Source organism: Cytobacillus sp. MT66 (genome assembly GCF_058792595.1).
This window is the reverse complement of the sequence record NZ_JBXAFB010000007.1, coordinates 241,368-258,507: the sequence shown is the minus strand read 5'-3', so window position 1 is coordinate 258,507 and position 17,140 is coordinate 241,368. Positions and strand designations below refer to the sequence as shown.

Sequence of the window (17,140 nt, the reverse complement as noted above, 5' to 3'; positions counted from 1 at the left end):
TCGATAAAAAATAAAGAAGCTTGCCCCCAGAAGTCACTAAAAATAAGCCTTTTGGTTGGTTTATTATTATTTACTTCAACTAATCCTTGATAGTCCCGCCAAATATGATCCATTAGTGTTCTAATTTGTATTCTTGTTAAAGCCCGTTTTTGAACTTCACTTCTTCGAGCGCGGGTTAGTGTCATAAGTTTACGATAAAAGCCTTCAGGAAGCTTATTTTCCATTCCTTTATTTTTAATAAGTGCATGTGCAATTGCATAAAGATCTAGATCATCTGTCTTACTCCAATTTAATGCACTAGCTCGTTCTTCATATGTGGTGGCCGGATTTATTATTGTAACTCCGTACCCTCTATTACCTAACTGAGTAACGATATCCTGGTAATAATGTGCTGTTGATTCTACACCAATAAAGATTCGCTCAGCCTCAATCTCATTCTGGGCCTGTTCAATCTTGGAACAGAGGAGTTCAAGCCCATCTTTATTAATACCAAAGAAAAACGGCTTTTCAAGAACATCTCCAAAATAATTACATAATAAGGCCTTTTGGTAAAACTTTGCTGCGTCGATTGCTACAATTAATACTCTTTCTAAATTAATACCTCGTAACTGAGAACTAAATTGACTACCTTTCTTTCCTTGTATATTATTAAGTTGGTTATTATATTTTTTTAACCCCATATCACTTCATCCTCCATTTTGGAAAGTAAGATTGAGGTTCCCTGTCAGGTATCTCTATTTTACAACATGAAGTGTCTGGGGTCTTTTTTTGTTTCCGGAAGGAGAAGATTATTCGACATTATTATCTATTACACCAGGCACCAAACCTCCAGTATTTCTCTCCATAGAGCTTTTCTACACCCCATATTTTTCTAATAAACTATGACAAGGCTCAGAGCGTGCTACGCACTAGACCCTAATTGTTTTCATCCCCAAATTTCTGGATGGTGCCTTGCACCGAGAACCTTGTAATAAAGCTGTTAACGAATTAATACAGCACTGTTTCTTATCCGTAACCTTAACCTTGTATAATATATAAAGAAACGTGGATCATTCCCCAGGAGTAGTAACATCGCTAAAAAATGCAGAAATGTGGGTTTAATAAAGGGATTTGCCGATTACAGTTTATATAAAGACAAAAGAAAAGCCCCGCAGAGATCTCTCTCCACAGAGCTTTCCTTCAACCCCTATTCATCTACTAAACTTTCGACAAATTTCGGGGAGTGACAGGCACCTTTATTAATTAACAAAAAAAGCCCCATAGAGATGTCTCTCTACAGAGCTTTCTTTTTGCCCCTATTTATCTACTATACTTTCGATAAATTTCAGGGAATGGCAGTGGAACTAATTAAACTTCTTCTGGTAAAGTAAGGTCTGAATCATCAGTATCATCAGCATCAAGATCAACTGTTAATTTTAAACCATCTTGGTTAGTCACACCAGAAATATTGAATAGTTTAGCTTCTGCCCAGTCAAATTTATCGTTAGACTTAATTGGAGTACCAAGTTTAACTGATACTTCATTAGATTCATCATTTAGAAGTTCAGTCTTATTTTTACCGATTTGGAATTCTAACTCATCGCCTTCATCATCAACAAATGTGATTATGGAGTTAGAAGAGAAGTCTGCTTCATCTTTATATCCATCGATATTAGTGAATGTAAATAGGACTGTTCCTCCAACCTTAAGGTCACCAGAAATTGCACTAACGCCAAATGGACCTTCATAAATCTCAATAGTCTTTGTTCCACCCATTACTGGTTCATCGGAGTCTTTATCATTGTATTGGCCAACAACAAGAGTGTTTAACGCTTTTTCATTTAAGTACACACGGACTTCCCATTTGCCATTTTCAACTTTAGCAACAGCTTCTTGCTCTTTTTCTTGGTATTCATATTGAACTTTAACATATTTTCCAGATTCGCCAGTTCCCTTTAGATCAATATATGCTTGGTTTGTCTTAGGGTCAACACGAACTTCATCCTTAGATGGGTTTGTAACAGAAAGTACTTTAATATCAACTGCTTTTACGATATTGAAATAGCTTCCTTTGTCAGTATCATATTCTACTGTGATTTCAGCATGTGCTGTTAGAGCTTTCTTAAACTCATCATATGATACAGCCTTACCTTCAACTACAAAGGTATCATTCTTTGTGAAGTTATATTTAGTTTCTTTATCATCGAATTCTGCAGTGAAGTAATCCTTATCACTGTTAACATACTCCACTTCGGTAGCTGTAGTTAAGTTGTCTCCTGTTTCAGCTCCAACTAACACGATTGTTTTACCACTTGTAGTTAATGTTTTTCCAGTTGAAGCATTTGCAATTTTAACTTTAACTTCTCCACCATTAGCGGTACCTTTAACAACAACTGTTACAATTCCATCTTTTGAAGCTTTTGCATCGAATTCATCTGTGCTATCAGTATCACCATCAGGAGCAGCTCCATTAATACTTGTGATATCTACAACGCCAGCTGCTGTTAAATTAACTTTCACATCGCCACTGTATGGCTTTCCATCGCTATCCTTTAATTTAAAAGTATATGTTCTAAATTGACCATTTTCAATTCTAGCAGTCTCATCGGCACTAGCGATTGGATTGTTTGAATCACTCTTTGGTGCTACGTAAGTTTTTGTAGCTTCACCTTTATAATATAAAGTATATGACTCGCCAGCCTTTTCACCGCTAACAGTTAAAGTAACTGTTTTCTTGTCATCACTTAGTAAAGTAGAAGAAGTTTCTAGTCCATTACTGAAAGTGAAATGAGTTACTGGTGCAACATCAAGAGCCTTAGTGAAAGTTACTTCAAGAGTCGTTGAATTAATACGATTAATTGATTTTACAGTTAATGGCATAGATTCAACAACATCTTCTAAGTTTTTCTTTAACTCAGATTTAAAGTTGTTAGCGTCAGCTAAATATTTTTCAGCTTCAGCAACATATGCAGCTGCTTTATCGTAATCTTTAGCTTTGATAAGCTCAGAAGCTTTGTCTAGAGCCATTTTTACAGTTACATCATGTTTTAGATCAGCAACAGCTTTTTCAAGAGCTGGCTTAACTGCGTTGCGGATTCCGTCACGAGTTGATTGACCATATACGCGGTCTAATAATTTAGCTTGCTTACGATATTCAGCAGTTGCTTTATGGTAAGCTGCTTCTACTTTATCAAGATCTTCAGAATTAACAGCAGATTTTAAACCAGCAGTTAAATCTTGGATCTTTTCGCTTGAAGTGATGGCGTCAATGTAAGCTTGAGCGCGTTTCACTTGGATTTGTGGTTCAACTAATTTAGCTTGGTATTTAACTTGTTCTGAAGTGCTTAGACCTTTAATTGCTTTTTCAACACCAGCAATTGCAGCCTTAGCAGCATTGTATGCGTCATATGGACGAGTTGTGAAATCAGCAGAACCCTCTACTGAAATAGCCCATTTTAGGACAGTACCTGCATTTTGTGCATCTAGTGCTAATTGATCAACATTTACTGCTGCATCAGCTTGTTGAGCTGGTGCTGCTGCTGCGAATGCTGAAGCTGCTACTGCTGCAGAAGCAGCGATTTTGATAGCTTTCTTCTTCATAAACTTGTATTCTCCCTTCATACTATGTAGTGCATTTATTTTTAGCAATGAATAAACCAATGGTTATGTTTGCCTCTATATCCACTGCTTACCTAACTAGTAAAAAAGTATACCAAACTATTTTTTTAAATGCAATAGTTTACCAATATATATTTTTACTAGCAAACAGTGCAAAGTTTACCAACTGGCTTATACTTCATATCATAATATAAAGCTCGCTAAATTTCTACACGAAATATCATTTTTTTATATATTTTGTAATATATTTACTGCTACTTAAGAAATGCACACCCTTCTAATCTATTCACCATTTTATAAAAGATGACAGCTTTTTAAAACTTTTTTACTTCCATTGAAAGCAGGCTTTTATCCTAAGGATGTTGCTGATTTTCCCAATTCGGGACAAAAACCAAAATAATTTTCCTATAACGGTAAATTTTTCATGTATTTTTCCGATTTATTTGGTACACTATGGGTAAGAAGGTTTTCTCCCAATTGATTGCTTTCTTTAACTTGTATTAGTACGAACGTACTAACCTTCGCTTCAGGATCGGGAAAAGTCGCCAGAGATGGCGACTTTTCCCTATTTTTTATAGAGTAATGTCGAAATTCGTTGTATATTATGACTAAAGGATTATTTTGTCGAAGGTGGTCATATCATGAAAAAATTCATCGGGACTCTGGGAATGGTTCTTATTCTTCTCCTATCTATAGTAGTCCCCTTCTTTAATCAGCAGGCCAAAGCGTCCAGCTACCCGCAAATTATTAAAATGAGCCCTGATTCCCGTGATCAGTTTGTTCCTGTTGATACGGATATACAAATTCAGTTTAACAGTCCGATTCGTAGCATAAACTCACAAAATATTAATCTGCAAGTCAAAAGCAATAGCGGTTATTTCTATAATGTCCCGATAAAAAGTTTACGCAAAGATGGGGATACGCTTCGGATTATCCCTGATGGGAATTTCCAATTTAACAAAGAATACCGTGTTGAGTTTAACGGTCCAGCAGCAGAGCTGCAAAATGGGACCTTTAATACGTATTTTTCCTACAGCTTTCAAACGAATTACATAGACTTTTATGAACTGATGGTTGTCAATGAAAGACGTCTTACGAATATGCTTAATAGCTATGCACCAAGACAAATTAAAGTGTTTCCTCCTGAAAGATATATTAATGAACTGACTGTCATGCATAAGAAGCCTGGTGCCCTTGCAGATGATCAAACTGCTTTTAGTGGGGTCACAAATATTGATATTGTGACAAAGGACTATGATGTTAAATATGTTCATGTGGATCTTATGAAGCACGGAAAGATTCTGCAAAAAGGATTTGCAAGCAAGGTAACAGAGCAGACAAAGAATACAAAAAAGAATTCGTTTATATTCGATATTGGATTTACAAAAGTGCCCGATTTCTTTGATGTACGTGTAACCGTTCAAAATGCAAACCAAGAAACGATTGATACCAAAGTGATTAAATTTGCCGCTGAGGAAGGTAAAGTCCTTAACTCTTTTAAAGAAACCTATAAATATGTAACTGCCGGGAATGTCTATTCGCTCCATGACCTGCTTTCTGATGAAAAGCTTTTTACTAGCTTGCTAGCTGAGAGCCAGATGCAGGATATTAAAGTACAGGTTGTGGATCGTTAAGATGGGAAGAAGGTATACTTTAATACTGCTATTCTCTTTATTGATTTCCTTCCCTGGTATGCTTCAGGGTCAAGCATCGGTAGAAAAGGTTATCATGGAACAGCGTGAGATTCATGACCCAATGAAAACTTGGTCCATCTCATTTACACAGCCAGTACAAATCGGGACAGTAAAAAAGCAAAACTTCTATATTATTGATGAAAAACAAACACAAATAAACACGAAGCTTCGTTTAACGGATAACGGGAAGAAGGTAACGATTACCCCTGAACAAGCATATAAAGAAGGCATCACCTATTATCTTTACATTAAAGGGAATGTGAAATCAAAGTCGGATGCTTTTTTAAATGAACACACGGTATTACCCTTTAAGTTACTGACAAACACAAGTACTGAGCAAACTAATAACACAGCATCCGGCAGTAAATCTTCGTCATCAGCGTCCAAATCAAACAAAAAAGCTGTGCATTTGCTAAGCATTGGGACCAAGAAACACGCCCATTTTACAGAAATTAATGTAAAAACCAGTGATAACGTAACTGCTGTTAAGCTAGGCAGAGATGAATTCGAATATAAGGGCAATAGCCAATTCGTCCTTTATAAGCCTGGTCTTGAATCAGGAGACAGTCTCACCATCAAAGGATACGGTCTATCCAACAAGATACTTGAAACAAAGGAGATCGTGATTCCATAATGCTGAAAAAGTCCCTTATAAATACATCTATCTTTACACTCATTATTATCAATATTATCGTTTGGCCATATTTATTTTTAGAAATGGGCGATAAGCCAGGAAAGGCAAGCAGTGATCCTGAGATTGAGGAACCTGCAACCGAAACAAAGACCGAATCGGTTAAGAAAGACAACACTGATGCACCCAATAATCAAGAAGCAGATACAGCATCCGAAGTAGAAAAGAAAGAAATTTTTAAAATTCTAAAAATAGAGTGAAACCTTTATAGGGGTTCAAACGTCTAGTATATGGAGACTAGCAAGGGATAAATCCATGGCTAGGCTTACCTAACTAGGCGGTATGTCCGTCACTTTTGTCAGTGCCTATGAGGTACTGGCTTTTTTTATGCCTTCAAGTGTGCTTTAGCCTCACTAAAAACAGGGAGGCTAGAACCCCGCCGCTATTAGCTACTATATATAAAAAAGGAACCTGACATACGCCAGATCCCCCTACTTTTAATCTATTTAACTGTCACTTCCAAATAAATACCTGTTTGCATCTTTTTCGTGCTTTGGCTTGTCCATTTTGGATGAATGACGAGCATATATTTACCCTTGGACTGAAGTTTGTTCTTTGGTACGACTGTCATTTTATACTCATCGGCCACTTTTACCTCAACAGGCACTTCGTTGCCGCCTAATTGGATCAGCTGTACATCGTCTGGCTTCAAGTCAGACCAATTCATTTTCATATTCATTTCGACTGTGAATATTTTGTCTGTTGGCACATCCTTTAATGCTGGCATCTTTTGATAGCCTTTGAATTCAGCAATCAGCTGGTCGCGATGAGAAGTAGTTAATTCTTCTCCTTCAGGTGTTTCAACATTCGGGGTGACTCCTAGCTTATGAACTGGCATGCCCTTTGGCGAAAAGAAATGCGCTGTTGTTAATTTTAATAGACTGTTGTCACTTAATGGGAACAATGTCTGCATCGAGCCCTTTCCAAAAGAGTTTTGTCCGTATAGAGTAGCCCCCTTTTGCTCTTTGACAGAAGCTGAAACCATTTCTGATGCACTGGCACTATAGCCATTGATCAAGATATGAGTTGGCTCTGTGAAATGCACCTTTTGTGGGATCGCTTTATAAACCTCCGGCTGTTTAGTCTTGTCTCTTAGCTGAAATGCGTATTCCGTTTTAGGGAATAGTCCGGCAATCTCTTGTGCTGCTGACACATACCCGCCGCCATTATTGCGAAGATCAAAAATCCAGCCCCTTGCCCCTTGCAGCTTTTGAATCGCATTGATAATTTCTTTGCTGGAATCCAGGGCAAAACTGTTTAAGCGGACATAGCCTATGTCGCCGCCAAGCATTTTGTATTCCACATTCGGCAGCTTAATAAGCTCCCGTTTAATTGTTTTTGTCATTGTTTGATTACTATCCGCTGATATGTAGGTTAAGGTAACCGTTGTATCTTTTTCACCGCTAATGACCGATACGGCCGTTTGCGTGGACTGGCCGACAAGACTTGTGCCATTGGCGCTAACAATGATATCTCCCGCTTTTAATCCAGCGCGGTCTGCCGGACCATCCTGAATGACAGAGATAATTTTTATCCCCTTTACATCTTCATCAAGCACAATCCCGACGCCAACCAGCTGCTGGTCAATTGAATTGGAGAACTGCGCGAATTCTTCAGGAGACATATAGACAGAATATGGATCCAGCTGCTCCGTAATCTCTTTTGCCGTAGGTTTAGCCAAAACTGAATCTGGCACATCCTCAACGTAGTAATTTTTCACTAGATCCCGAATCTCATCCATCGGTTCTGCTGCCGACACAGCCGGCACATTTGATAGAAATGCCAGAACGACTAATAGACTAATAATTTTTTTTAGATGATGCAATGGTGTAAGCCCCCTCTGTATAAACCGCCCAATGAAGGACAATCCTAATATGACTATTTTAGTATATTTTAAGGAAAGGAAGTAGAATTTTTCTGGTTCTTTCGTTCTTATTTTTCAAAACAACGCAAAAAAGCACAATCACTTTTTTGAATGACCGTGCTTTTGCATAGATTTTACTATTTAAGCTGTTGAACCTTGTTAATAAACTCCTCTTTACTATCGATAATGCCATTACCATCCGTGTCCTTTTTTGTCGGATCCAATTCCTTCGGGGCATATTCCATATCTGTTAATGCATCCGTTAGCTGCTGGCCGCTTAGGTGAATGTAATGAAAGTACTGTGTTTTTGATAAGTCGTGATAAACAATTTCATAAAGGTCTGTCAATCCGTCCCCATCTGTATCTGAAGATGAAGGGTCGGTTTTAAATTTTGTGACTTCAAGAAAGTCGCTAATACCATCGTCATCCATATCCCTTGCCCTTGATACATCAATCTCTTCTTCTTTGTCGTCTGAATGATTTTTTCGTACAGCTTCAAGAATAAATTTTAATTCAATTTTGCTTAGCATTAAGGCATCTACATTCCCATTCTCTAATTGGCTTAGGATTGCTTCGTTTGAAATATCCAATGTTCCCCATTGATAGGTTTTCGAGAAACTCTGCATCTGATTAACATCTTCTTGATTTAATACATAATCTTTTTCAATCTTATCGACTTCCTTATCATTGATAAAGATTTTTTGAATGACCTTAATGATTGTACCAATTTCACCTTTTGTAATTGCAATAAAGTTATGAGCGGCTGCTTTTATGGAAAAGGATTTTCCGCTCTTATCGGCTAACTGTATATTTCCCTTTGCCTCCACAGATTGGGTTTGTTCCATTGTTCCTGTCCCAGCTGTACTGGCATTCTGATCCTGCTGAACTTTTACATCTGCTTCCTGTTTTAACTGTTCGCTATCAGGTTTTATCTCGCCTTCTTGGGTTGTTTTTATATCGGCCGTTTGGGACTGATTAGCTTCACTCGTCTTTCCTTCATTAAGTGACATTGTTTGATCTTGATCTGTTTTAATTTCCGTTTGCTGGTTTTGGTTTTTCAGGCTGTCAGGTGTGGCAACCTGCTGCGATTGATTAGATTCAAGGTTAATGTCCTGATTTTGATCTGAATTTACGCTATCTGTAACAGGTATGTCCTTTTCCTGGTGAGCCTTTACTTCATCAGTTTGGGTTTGTTTTGCCCCCTCCTCATCCTGTTCCTCGTCAGCCTGCACGCTTTCATTCGTATCAGCATTCTGTTCTTGGCCAACTGTTAAGTCCGATTTCTGATTTTGCGGGTTCGCAGAAATTTCCTCCGCAAAGACCGACGCTCCTCCAAAAATAAATAGTTGAATTGCAACAATTGACGTTATTAATCTTCTTAACAACCTATCTCTCCCCTTCTGTTATTTAAAAGGAATCGTTCATTCCCTTTAAAGAACAATTTAAGTAAAAAAATATTCAACTATATATTTTATGCTTGTTTACATTATGGAATAACCGTTAGGAGATTAAACATTCAAATTACTGTAATTTTCTAATTAGTGGGTATTTTTTTGTCGAAAACATTTATGTTCGTTATTAGGGATAATTCGTTCTTTGTACAAGCGATCCGGGAATATACTTTTTTCGTGTTACGATTTTATCATTTTTCAAATTGGAGGAATGTGGGTTGAAAAACATGGAAAACTTCAAGAATGTCAAAAATGTGCTTAACATGAAGAAAATTGTGGGGTCTGTTATTATCGCCGGGACGATGTTCGGCTCAACAACAGCGTTTGGAGCACAAAATAGCAGTGTTGTAGGAGATGAGGTTCAAAACAGCCAGGCTGTGTGGACATATGGATCAGACCAGAACCAGACTTTTAATGGAGCATTCAGTCAAAGACAGCGTGAAAATGGAATATTTAATTCACAAAATCAAGTAGCAGGTGACTGGACTGTTCAAAATCAGCTGGACAAATTTAGCTTATTTAATGATCAGGACCAAGAAGCCTATATAGGTACAAGTCAAAAGCAAAAAGCCAATGGCGCACTCATTGGCCAGATTCAGGCATCCGGAAGCCTTAACGGCCAAGATCAGGTAGCTAGGTTTGGGTTTGCTAACGATCAGTTCCAGGGTACTGCTAATCTTACTAGCCAAAAACAAAAAGGTACTGGTATCCTCATTGGTCAGGTGCAGGCAAGCGGGAATCTCAATTTTTCCGGACAATCAGCATCTGGAGTTAAAAATGACCAATATCAGGGAACCGTTAACTATTCTGAGCAAGAGCAAAAAGCCTTTGGTGGACTCATTGGCCAGGTGCAAGCAAATGGAAATGCTAATACATCTGATCAATCTACGTCTGGATATAAAAATGACCAAGCGCAAGATACTTACAATGGAACAGGTCAAAGCCAAAAGGCTGCTGGCGGCTTGATTGGACAGCTGCAAGGAGCTGGAAACATTAATAATCAAAGCCAAACTTCCGGCGGGGCATTCAATGATCAGGTATCAGTCATTAATAATGATACAGATCAAAGCCAAAAGGCTATTGGAATTGGAATTCTCCAAGGACAGGGTTCTATTAATAACTCTGGGCAAATTTCAGAAGCGGGCGGCATTGGCAACGATGTTGATCAATCTATTGATAATGATACCGATCAAGACCAGATCGCGATTGGTGGCGGGGTTATCCAAGGCCAAGGATCTGCTAACAATGTAGGTCAAGGCGGTGGAGCTTATGGAATCGGAAACGATGTTGGGCAAGATGCCGATAATGATACAGATCAAACTCAGGTAGGGGCCATTGGAGCCATCCAAACACAAGGATCTTCCAATACTACCGAACAATCTGGTGTTGCAGCAGGATTGGGTAATGGTGTCGATCAAGAGGCTGATAACGATACAGACCAGACTCAAATTGGCGGACTCGGCGCAGATCAGAGTCAAGGGGCCACGAATGCATCAGGTCAAGGGGCCGAAGCTGATGGTGCCTTTAATGATGTTGATCAGTATTCTGATAACGACATTGATCAAATTCAAGCTGGCGGGGCTGGTGTATCTCAAGACCAAGATGCACTTAATGTTTCAGAGCAAGTAGCCATCGTCGATGGTTTAGGAAATGATATTGACCAAGATAATACTACCGATACAACTCAAGTCCAGGTTGGGGGATTAGGAGCAGATCAAAGTCAATCCTCTGCAAACGGTACAGCCCAAGGTGCTGCTGCTGATGGTATTGGAAACGATACAGATCAGGCTGTTGCAAATGATTCTGTGCAGGTACAAATAGGTGGGCTAGGTGATGAACAAGATCAATCTGCTTCCAATGAGTCAGGCCAGGTAGCTGTTGCAGATGGAGATTGCAACGAACAGGATCAGTCTATTGAAAACGATACAACACAGGTTCAAGTGGGGGGACTTGGTGCAGATCAAAGCCAATCTTCTTCCAATTCAGCGGACCAAACAGCAGTGGCTATTGGTGATGGAAATAGCCAAGACCAAAGTGTAAGCAATGATGTTACACAGGTTCAGGTTGGTTCCGGCGGTGCTAGCCAAACTCAGAGTACATCTGGCAGCACTTCTCAATCATCCTTTGCCTTTGGCAGCAATATTAATCAAAGCCAATCTTCTGGAAGAACGGTAAACCAAAGTCAGTCTTCTAATTAATAATAATGACTACCGGGCTCCATCTAGTTTTCTAGCTGGATGGGGCTTTATTTTAAAAAAAGTGTCCTGGGGTACATAATCAGCCATTTGCAGTAGCTTTTTAAAAATATGAGCCCCTACGATTTTACGATAAAAGGAGACAACATATGATCAAAAAGACCATCGGCAGTTTTGTAACGGCGTCTGCTCTTTGTATTAGTCTTGGCGGGATGAGCTCACAGGCAAGCACCCAAAACCAGTGGAGTGACTTCAATCTTGATCAAGAGCAGCATGTGGAAACAAGCAGCCCCGCTTCCATTCAAACGATTCAAAAAAGCTTGGATTCTACTCAGCAGATTCAAATTGGCCATTCGTCTGGAGTTACCCAAGGGCAGATGCTGTCCCTCACAGGCTATCAATTTCAGCAGGTAAAAACGTCAGGACCGGCCACTGTGTCCCAATCGGAGGATCGTGACATCGATATGGGTGACAGTCAATCAAATGGGCAAACCGACCAAGACCAAACAACCCAAATTGAAGATTCTAAGGGACAGGAAACAACCGTTTCGGGACCATCTACGATTACACAATCCCAGAGAAATACAGACGTCGTTTTCCATTTCCAAGCGTCGATTAAAAATGGGCCATCCCTACAGCATCAATTTGTCCATAATCATTCTTACCAGTTCCAAAACGTTTATCAGAACCCATTTCTCAAATAAACACAACCACATAAATGAAGGCAGCCGTTCAAATTGAATAGCTGCTTTTTGAGCATGGAAAAGCAGCTCAATACTAGATATATGCCGCCTTGGCCTTAATATTCCGGATTGATCAGATTATACCGGTTGTTTGCCTCCTATTGGGAATTTTACTTTTTACTTTGGGACTTTTTTAATTACCTGTTAAAGTTAAGTTCGATTTATTTTTGTGATAAATATATTCCTCATGAGTTTAAAGATGCCTCTCAACAGGAATAAACAGCCAGAAATGGCTGTTTTTAAATAACGTCTTTATCCTCTATCTGTTTAATTCCTAAACGCTGTTTTAATATATACTGTAAAAGCTGGGAAAAGTTCACCTTTTCTTTTTCCGCCGCATCATTTAGCCATTTCGGAATGGTTAATGTCTTTTTAATTGCCTTATTTTCCATTTCATCTCGTACAATGTCTGTCCACGCCTCAATAATAGCAATGCATCCACCGGCTGGCACTGAAAATTGATGTGGTGATGAAGGTGAAGGAATATTCTCGCCATCCTCTTCCATTCCATACAAAAATCCTTCAAGCGCATCCTTAGCCATTAACATCGCCTCAGAAAAATCACTTCCTTCTGTAATGCATCCTGGAAGATCCGGGAATGTTACGGTGTAGCCTTTGCTCCCATCTGGACCTGGGTCAAACACTGCAGGAAACAGATACTTTGCCACGAAAAAAACCTCCTTTTTGGGTTGAGCTATTTTAGCCCTGCCTGCTTTAATATTGAATTTAATGTTCCAGGCTTAATGTCTTTTCTTGGATGGGGCACTGTAACTGTACCAATTTAATTGGGTGTTTAAAATGATGATGGCTGCCGACAACCCTTGTTAAGAACCATCCGTCATTTTCAAGTATTTTAATAACTTCTTTAGAGGACTTCATTTTCCCATCCTTCCACACCTTATTATAATACGTGTTTATCATACGTACAATTAATAATTGGAAGAGATTTTCCAATCTCATTCATATTGTTTGAAAGGGAGCTAGCGAGTAGTGGTACTATCTCAAATTGATAAATTTCCATCTATCCCCTTAGCTATTTAAGAAGGTAGACCATATTCCCCCTCAAAATAATTTTTTGATCGAGTTCTAAGTCCATTAACAGGTCGATTAGTTCAGATTTTTCGAGCTTAAGCTGCTGGATGAGTTGTATTATTGTTTTTGGTGATTCGGATAGGGTTTGCAGGATTCGGCTATTAGATGAGGTTGTTTTTGAAGGCAGGCTTGTCTTAATTTTCCCATTAGCTGATATTAAGCTTTGGATTCCAAGATATGGCGGAATGCCCCGTGATAGAAGATAATTGGTCCCCGCTCCCTCTTGAACATCAATCTGGTTGGGGACGGCTAGTATTCTTCGGTTATTTTTCTTAGCAAAGTCAGCTGTCATCAGCGCCCCGCTCTTTTCCCCAGCTTCTACGATGACAAGCTCGGTTGACCATGCGCTGATAAGTGCATTTCTTGCCGGAAAAAACCTTGGGTTCGGTGGTGTACCAGGTGGGTATTGGGAGATAAATGCTCCACCGCTGTTAAGGATTTTTTTGTAGAGTTGTTCTTGTTCCTGCGGATAGCAAATATCAGGACCGTTGCCAAGAAAGCCGATGGTGTAGCCGTTATTTTTCACACAGGAAGCTTGGGCGTAGCTGTCGATTCCTTTAGCGAATCCACTGATAAGCGGGATATTTAAATCTACTAGTTCCTCTCCTATTTTTTCTGCTGTTCTTTTTCCGTAGGTGGTACATCTTCTCGCACCGACAACTCCGACGGTGGTTTCCAGTGGCTGGAGGTTTCCTTTATAGAAGAGCAGGATAGGAGATTCTTTGCACTTACTTGCAAAATGCGGATAATGTTTATCATCAAATGTCAGCATGTCCACGCCTGCTTTTCGTGTGGATTTCAACAATGCTTCAGCCTCTTTTAAGCTGCGGCTTGATCGGATGGATTGAATTGCTTTTTTAGATATGCGAGGAATGATTAAAAGCTCCTCTTCTGCAGCGTCATAGACTGCTTTTGGTGTTCGGAAATGGTTTAAAAGTTTCTTCTGCAAAACAGGGCCGACGTATTTTAAATGGCTAAGCCAGATCCAATAAATGATCATTGTTATCCTCCTAATATTGCTGCTTCTTTTAGCAATCGCAGATAAGTAAACTTTTTTTCGAATGAATGATGTATATGGATGTTATTGATTAGTGATTTTGGATAATGTAGGTGGTAGTGCAGGAAATTTTGCGCGGAGTTGATTTTCCCGTTAATAACTTTTATTTTGGCGTTGGTGTTGAAAGGCGACAATCGAATAAACACCTTTTTGAGGATTAGATTTGAAGGAAATTATATAAGGTTTGACCTTTACATAATATCTGTTCTGGTAATTTCTTGAAGGAAATAAACATCCTGTTTCAGTGATTGTTTTCTCTATTTCTAAAACAAGTCGTTCTTTATACTCAGCAGTTTCTTCTTCACTAAAATGTTCACTTTTAATTTCAGACAGTTTATTTAAGGCCGTTTCAGTCCATTCCACATTCATTAAATTTCACCGCGTCTAATTTTAGCGATTACTTCTTTTGTGGAAAGTGCCTTCCCTTGTTCAAGATCCTTGCTAGAATCCTCAACCATTTTCTTCATTCTCGGATCCTGTTCAAACTGTTCGATTTCTTCTTCACTTACTGAAGAATGACTCCCCTTCTTTTCTTCTAATAAATGAATCATTGACTCAAAATCATAATTTACACCCTTATACTCTATCATTGCCTTTTCATCCTTTCCCTTATATATCTTAACTACATTTCCGCCCTTAATCTCTAATTCAAACATGATTAACACCTCCTTTTTCTAATTATAATCCATTTATTCAGCTTTATCGCTAATTCCTGTATTGCCTTTATAACATAAACCATATAAGCCATTTTTATGCTAATAACCAAGTACTTAACCTCCTAGTACCGCTGCTTCCTTTTCAACATCACGGCTTAATAGACTCTTTTTCAAATGACGGACTTGTATTTTCCCCTCGCCCTCAAGGTCAGCAATGGTCTGTGCTATTTTAATAAATTTATCCAAGGATCTGCCGCTGTAACGGAAACGATGATAGGCCTGCTGCAGTAGATGTGTACAATCACTGTCGAGGGTGCAGAATTTTTTCATAAGCGATGGGGTGAGCTGGGCATTGCAGTGAACATCAGGGTAGTCTTTGTATCTCTCCCGCTGGGTGGCCCTTGCCTTTTCTACTTGGGCACGGATTTCCGCTGAGCTTGGGCCAGAATCCTCCTTATTGAAAAAGTCAGCCACCCCGACATACTTTTGAATATCCATTCGATCTAAAATCGGACCAGATAGCTTTTGACGATATTTCATAATTTCATATTCTGTGCATCGGCATTTCGGCTGGCCGTGGTATCCGCATGGGCAAGGGTTCATTGCACCGACCAGCATAAATTTAGCCGGATAGGTGTTGGACCCCCAAACTCTTGAAATCGTAACAGAGTGATCCTCAAGCGGCTGCCGCAATGAATCTAGCGTTTTTTTGCTAAACTCCGCTATTTCGTCTAAAAACAAAACACCATGGTGAGCAAGGGAGATTTCGCCAGGCATCGCGTAGGTGCCGCCTCCAATAAGGGAGTTTGTTGATGCGTTATGATGCGGGGCTCTGAAGGAGCGCTCAGTTATCAGGCTGCCTTTATCCTTGAGGAGGCCTGATACACTGTATATTTTCATCACTTCAAGCGATTCTTCTTCAGACATTTGCGGCAAGATGGTGGGAATGCGTTTGGCAATCATGGATTTCCCGCAGCCAGGCGGACCAATCATAAGAAGATTATGGCCACCTGCCGCGGCGATGGTGATATAGTCAATGAGGTTGTTGAGTCCTTTGACGTCCTTGAAATCTACATAGTGGTCATTGGGTTTTGGTGATCGGGGCTGCGGTGCTGGGATGATACGAAGGCTTCGTCTACCCTCAATGACAGTGATGGCTTCTCTTAAAGTCTCACAGCCAATGATTTCGATTCCCTTCACAAGCTGGGCTTCTTGAACATTTTCTTTTGCGATGATGAGTTTTGTTAAACCAAGCTCTTTTGCTTTTATAACCATTGGGAGGATACCTGAGACTGGACGGATATACGAATTGAGGGATAGCTCGCCGATGAGGGCTGTTTTTCGCAGATTGCTAGGTTTGATTTGGCTGGTTTTGATGAGCAGTCCGATAGCCATAGCTAGGTCGTAGTGGGTGCCTGTTTTTTTCATATCCGACGGGGCCAAGTTGAAGACAATTTTTTGCGGGGGGAAAATGAAGTTTGCATTCTTGATTGCCGCTTCTAACCTCTCCTTCGCCTCTTTAACGGCCTTATCACCGAGGCCAACGATGGATACGGACGGCGGACCAATAAGCGTGTCAGTTTCAACCTCGACTAAATCGCCTTGAATGCCTGATATAGAAAAACTGTATACGGTTGATGCCATGTTTTTGGATCTCCTTTTTTTGATGGGATTTTTATTGTTGGATTCAATTTGGTGTAGTTATTATATCGAGCTCACCTCTGGTATTTTTAGAATATTATAACAGTTTATTTTACTTTATTCTATTTGGGAAAATTGACTTTTCTGGTATGTTGGAAATCTGATTTACCTTTTTTGACTACTCTCCTTCAAAATCTAGTGAACCTGTCAAAATGCGAATCCCTTTCTGACTCCTCTCCCTCGTAATCTTGTGAACTTGTCAAAATGCCAACTCTTTTCTGACTCCTTTCCCTCAAAATCCAGCGAACTTGTCAAAATGCAGCCCCTTTTCTGACAACTCTCCCTCGTAATCTTGTGAACCTGTCAGAATGCCAACTCTTTTCTGACTCCTTTCCCTCAAAATCCAGCGAACTTGTCAAAATGCAACCCCTTTTCTGACAACTCTCCCTCGGAATCTTG

General features: G+C 39.6%; 14 protein-coding genes and 1 pseudogene. 5 read left to right on the top strand and 10 right to left on the bottom strand.

Features of this window, described 5'->3' with window-relative positions:
• Positions 1-680: IS110 family transposase (locus AC1Q59_RS15000; RefSeq protein WP_492366653.1), on the bottom strand; the 680-nt coding region annotated here is incomplete at its 3' end.
• A 667-nt stretch (positions 681-1,347) separates the two neighbouring features.
• The gene (locus AC1Q59_RS14995) at positions 1,348-3,579 is read right to left on the bottom strand and encodes a hypothetical protein (protein ID WP_492366652.1); all 2,232 of its coding nucleotides are present in this window, start codon (positions 3,577-3,579) and stop codon (positions 1,348-1,350) included.
• Positions 3,580-4,238: 659 nt separating this feature from the next.
• On the opposite strand from AC1Q59_RS14995, the gene AC1Q59_RS14990 reads away from it, so the two are divergent.
• The 3 genes from AC1Q59_RS14990 to AC1Q59_RS14980 are packed head-to-tail and all read left to right on the top strand — an operon-like array spanning position 4,239 to position 6,182.
• The gene (locus AC1Q59_RS14990) at positions 4,239-5,231 is read left to right on the top strand and encodes an Ig-like domain-containing domain (RefSeq protein WP_492366651.1); all 993 of its coding nucleotides are present in this window, start codon (positions 4,239-4,241) and stop codon (positions 5,229-5,231) included.
• A 1-nt stretch (position 5,232) separates the two neighbouring features.
• On the top strand, positions 5,233-5,925 hold the full coding sequence (locus AC1Q59_RS14985; protein WP_492366650.1) for an Ig-like domain-containing domain: 693 nt from the start codon (positions 5,233-5,235) through the stop codon (positions 5,923-5,925).
• Positions 5,925-6,182: a hypothetical protein gene (locus AC1Q59_RS14980; protein ID WP_492366649.1), complete on the top strand. Its 258-nt coding sequence runs from the start codon at positions 5,925-5,927 to the stop codon at positions 6,180-6,182. The genes AC1Q59_RS14985 and AC1Q59_RS14980 overlap by 1 nt, the downstream gene beginning before the upstream one ends.
• Positions 6,183-6,424: 242 nt before the next feature.
• Here the strand turns inward: AC1Q59_RS14980 and AC1Q59_RS14975 are convergent, their stop codons facing one another.
• Positions 6,425-7,807, bottom strand: a complete 1,383-nt coding sequence (locus AC1Q59_RS14975; RefSeq protein ID WP_492366648.1) for a S41 family peptidase — start codon at positions 7,805-7,807, stop codon at positions 6,425-6,427.
• A gap of 176 nt (positions 7,808-7,983) precedes the next feature.
• Positions 7,984-9,231, bottom strand: coding sequence for a hypothetical protein (locus AC1Q59_RS14970; RefSeq protein WP_492366647.1), 1,248 nt, complete (start codon positions 9,229-9,231; stop codon positions 7,984-7,986).
• Positions 9,232-9,515: 284 nt separating this feature from the next.
• Between AC1Q59_RS14970 and AC1Q59_RS14965 the strand changes: the two genes are divergently transcribed.
• Positions 9,516-11,495, top strand: a complete 1,980-nt coding sequence (locus AC1Q59_RS14965; protein ID WP_492366646.1) for a beta strand repeat-containing protein — start codon at positions 9,516-9,518, stop codon at positions 11,493-11,495.
• A gap of 146 nt (positions 11,496-11,641) precedes the next feature.
• Positions 11,642-12,196, top strand: coding sequence for a hypothetical protein (locus tag AC1Q59_RS14960; RefSeq protein ID WP_492366645.1), 555 nt, complete (start codon positions 11,642-11,644; stop codon positions 12,194-12,196).
• Between the two features lie 278 nt (positions 12,197-12,474).
• Here the strand turns inward: AC1Q59_RS14960 and AC1Q59_RS14955 are convergent, their stop codons facing one another.
• From AC1Q59_RS14955 to AC1Q59_RS14930, 6 genes and pseudogenes are all read right to left on the bottom strand, one after another.
• Positions 12,475-12,903 (bottom strand): type II toxin-antitoxin system HicB family antitoxin, encoded by a 429-nt coding sequence (locus tag AC1Q59_RS14955; protein WP_492366644.1) that lies wholly within the window; start codon positions 12,901-12,903, stop codon positions 12,475-12,477.
• Positions 12,904-12,929: 26 nt separating this feature from the next.
• Positions 12,930-13,114, bottom strand: a pseudogene (locus tag AC1Q59_RS14950) (type II toxin-antitoxin system HicA family toxin).
• 154 nt (positions 13,115-13,268) lie between these two features.
• Positions 13,269-14,327 carry a DNA-processing protein DprA gene (dprA, locus tag AC1Q59_RS14945; RefSeq protein ID WP_492366643.1) on the bottom strand — a complete coding sequence of 353 codons (1,059 nt, stop codon included), beginning with the start codon at positions 14,325-14,327 and terminating at the stop codon, positions 13,269-13,271.
• Between the two features lie 150 nt (positions 14,328-14,477).
• Positions 14,478-14,753 carry a type II toxin-antitoxin system RelE/ParE family toxin gene (locus AC1Q59_RS14940; RefSeq protein WP_492366642.1) on the bottom strand — a complete coding sequence of 92 codons (276 nt, stop codon included), beginning with the start codon at positions 14,751-14,753 and terminating at the stop codon, positions 14,478-14,480.
• Positions 14,753-15,040 (bottom strand): hypothetical protein, encoded by a 288-nt coding sequence (locus AC1Q59_RS14935; protein ID WP_492366641.1) that lies wholly within the window; start codon positions 15,038-15,040, stop codon positions 14,753-14,755. The genes AC1Q59_RS14940 and AC1Q59_RS14935 overlap by 1 nt, the downstream gene beginning before the upstream one ends.
• A 114-nt stretch (positions 15,041-15,154) precedes the next feature.
• Positions 15,155-16,684 carry a YifB family Mg chelatase-like AAA ATPase gene (locus AC1Q59_RS14930; protein WP_492366640.1) on the bottom strand — a complete coding sequence of 510 codons (1,530 nt, stop codon included), beginning with the start codon at positions 16,682-16,684 and terminating at the stop codon, positions 15,155-15,157.
• Positions 16,685-17,140: the final 456 nt, after the last annotated feature.

Bases quoted from the DNA above. Each gene is read 5' to 3' on its own strand.
- AC1Q59_RS14990 (WP_492366651.1), top strand. From the start codon at position 4,239: ATGAAAAAATTCATCGGGACTCTGGGAATGGTTCTTATTCTTCTCCTA.
- dprA (WP_492366643.1), bottom strand. From the start codon at position 14,327: ATGATCATTTATTGGATCTGGCTTAGCCATTTAAAATACGTCGGCCCT.
- AC1Q59_RS14960 (WP_492366645.1), top strand. From the start codon at position 11,642: ATGATCAAAAAGACCATCGGCAGTTTTGTAACGGCGTCTGCTCTTTGT.
- AC1Q59_RS14985 (WP_492366650.1), top strand. From the start codon at position 5,233: ATGGGAAGAAGGTATACTTTAATACTGCTATTCTCTTTATTGATTTCC.
- AC1Q59_RS14995 (WP_492366652.1), bottom strand. From the start codon at position 3,579: ATGAAGAAGAAAGCTATCAAAATCGCTGCTTCTGCAGCAGTAGCAGCT.
- AC1Q59_RS14940 (WP_492366642.1), bottom strand. From the start codon at position 14,753: ATGAATGTGGAATGGACTGAAACGGCCTTAAATAAACTGTCTGAAATT.
- AC1Q59_RS14935 (WP_492366641.1), bottom strand. From the start codon at position 15,040: ATGTTTGAATTAGAGATTAAGGGCGGAAATGTAGTTAAGATATATAAG.
- AC1Q59_RS14980 (WP_492366649.1), top strand. From the start codon at position 5,925: ATGCTGAAAAAGTCCCTTATAAATACATCTATCTTTACACTCATTATT.
- AC1Q59_RS14930 (WP_492366640.1), bottom strand. From the start codon at position 16,684: ATGGCATCAACCGTATACAGTTTTTCTATATCAGGCATTCAAGGCGAT.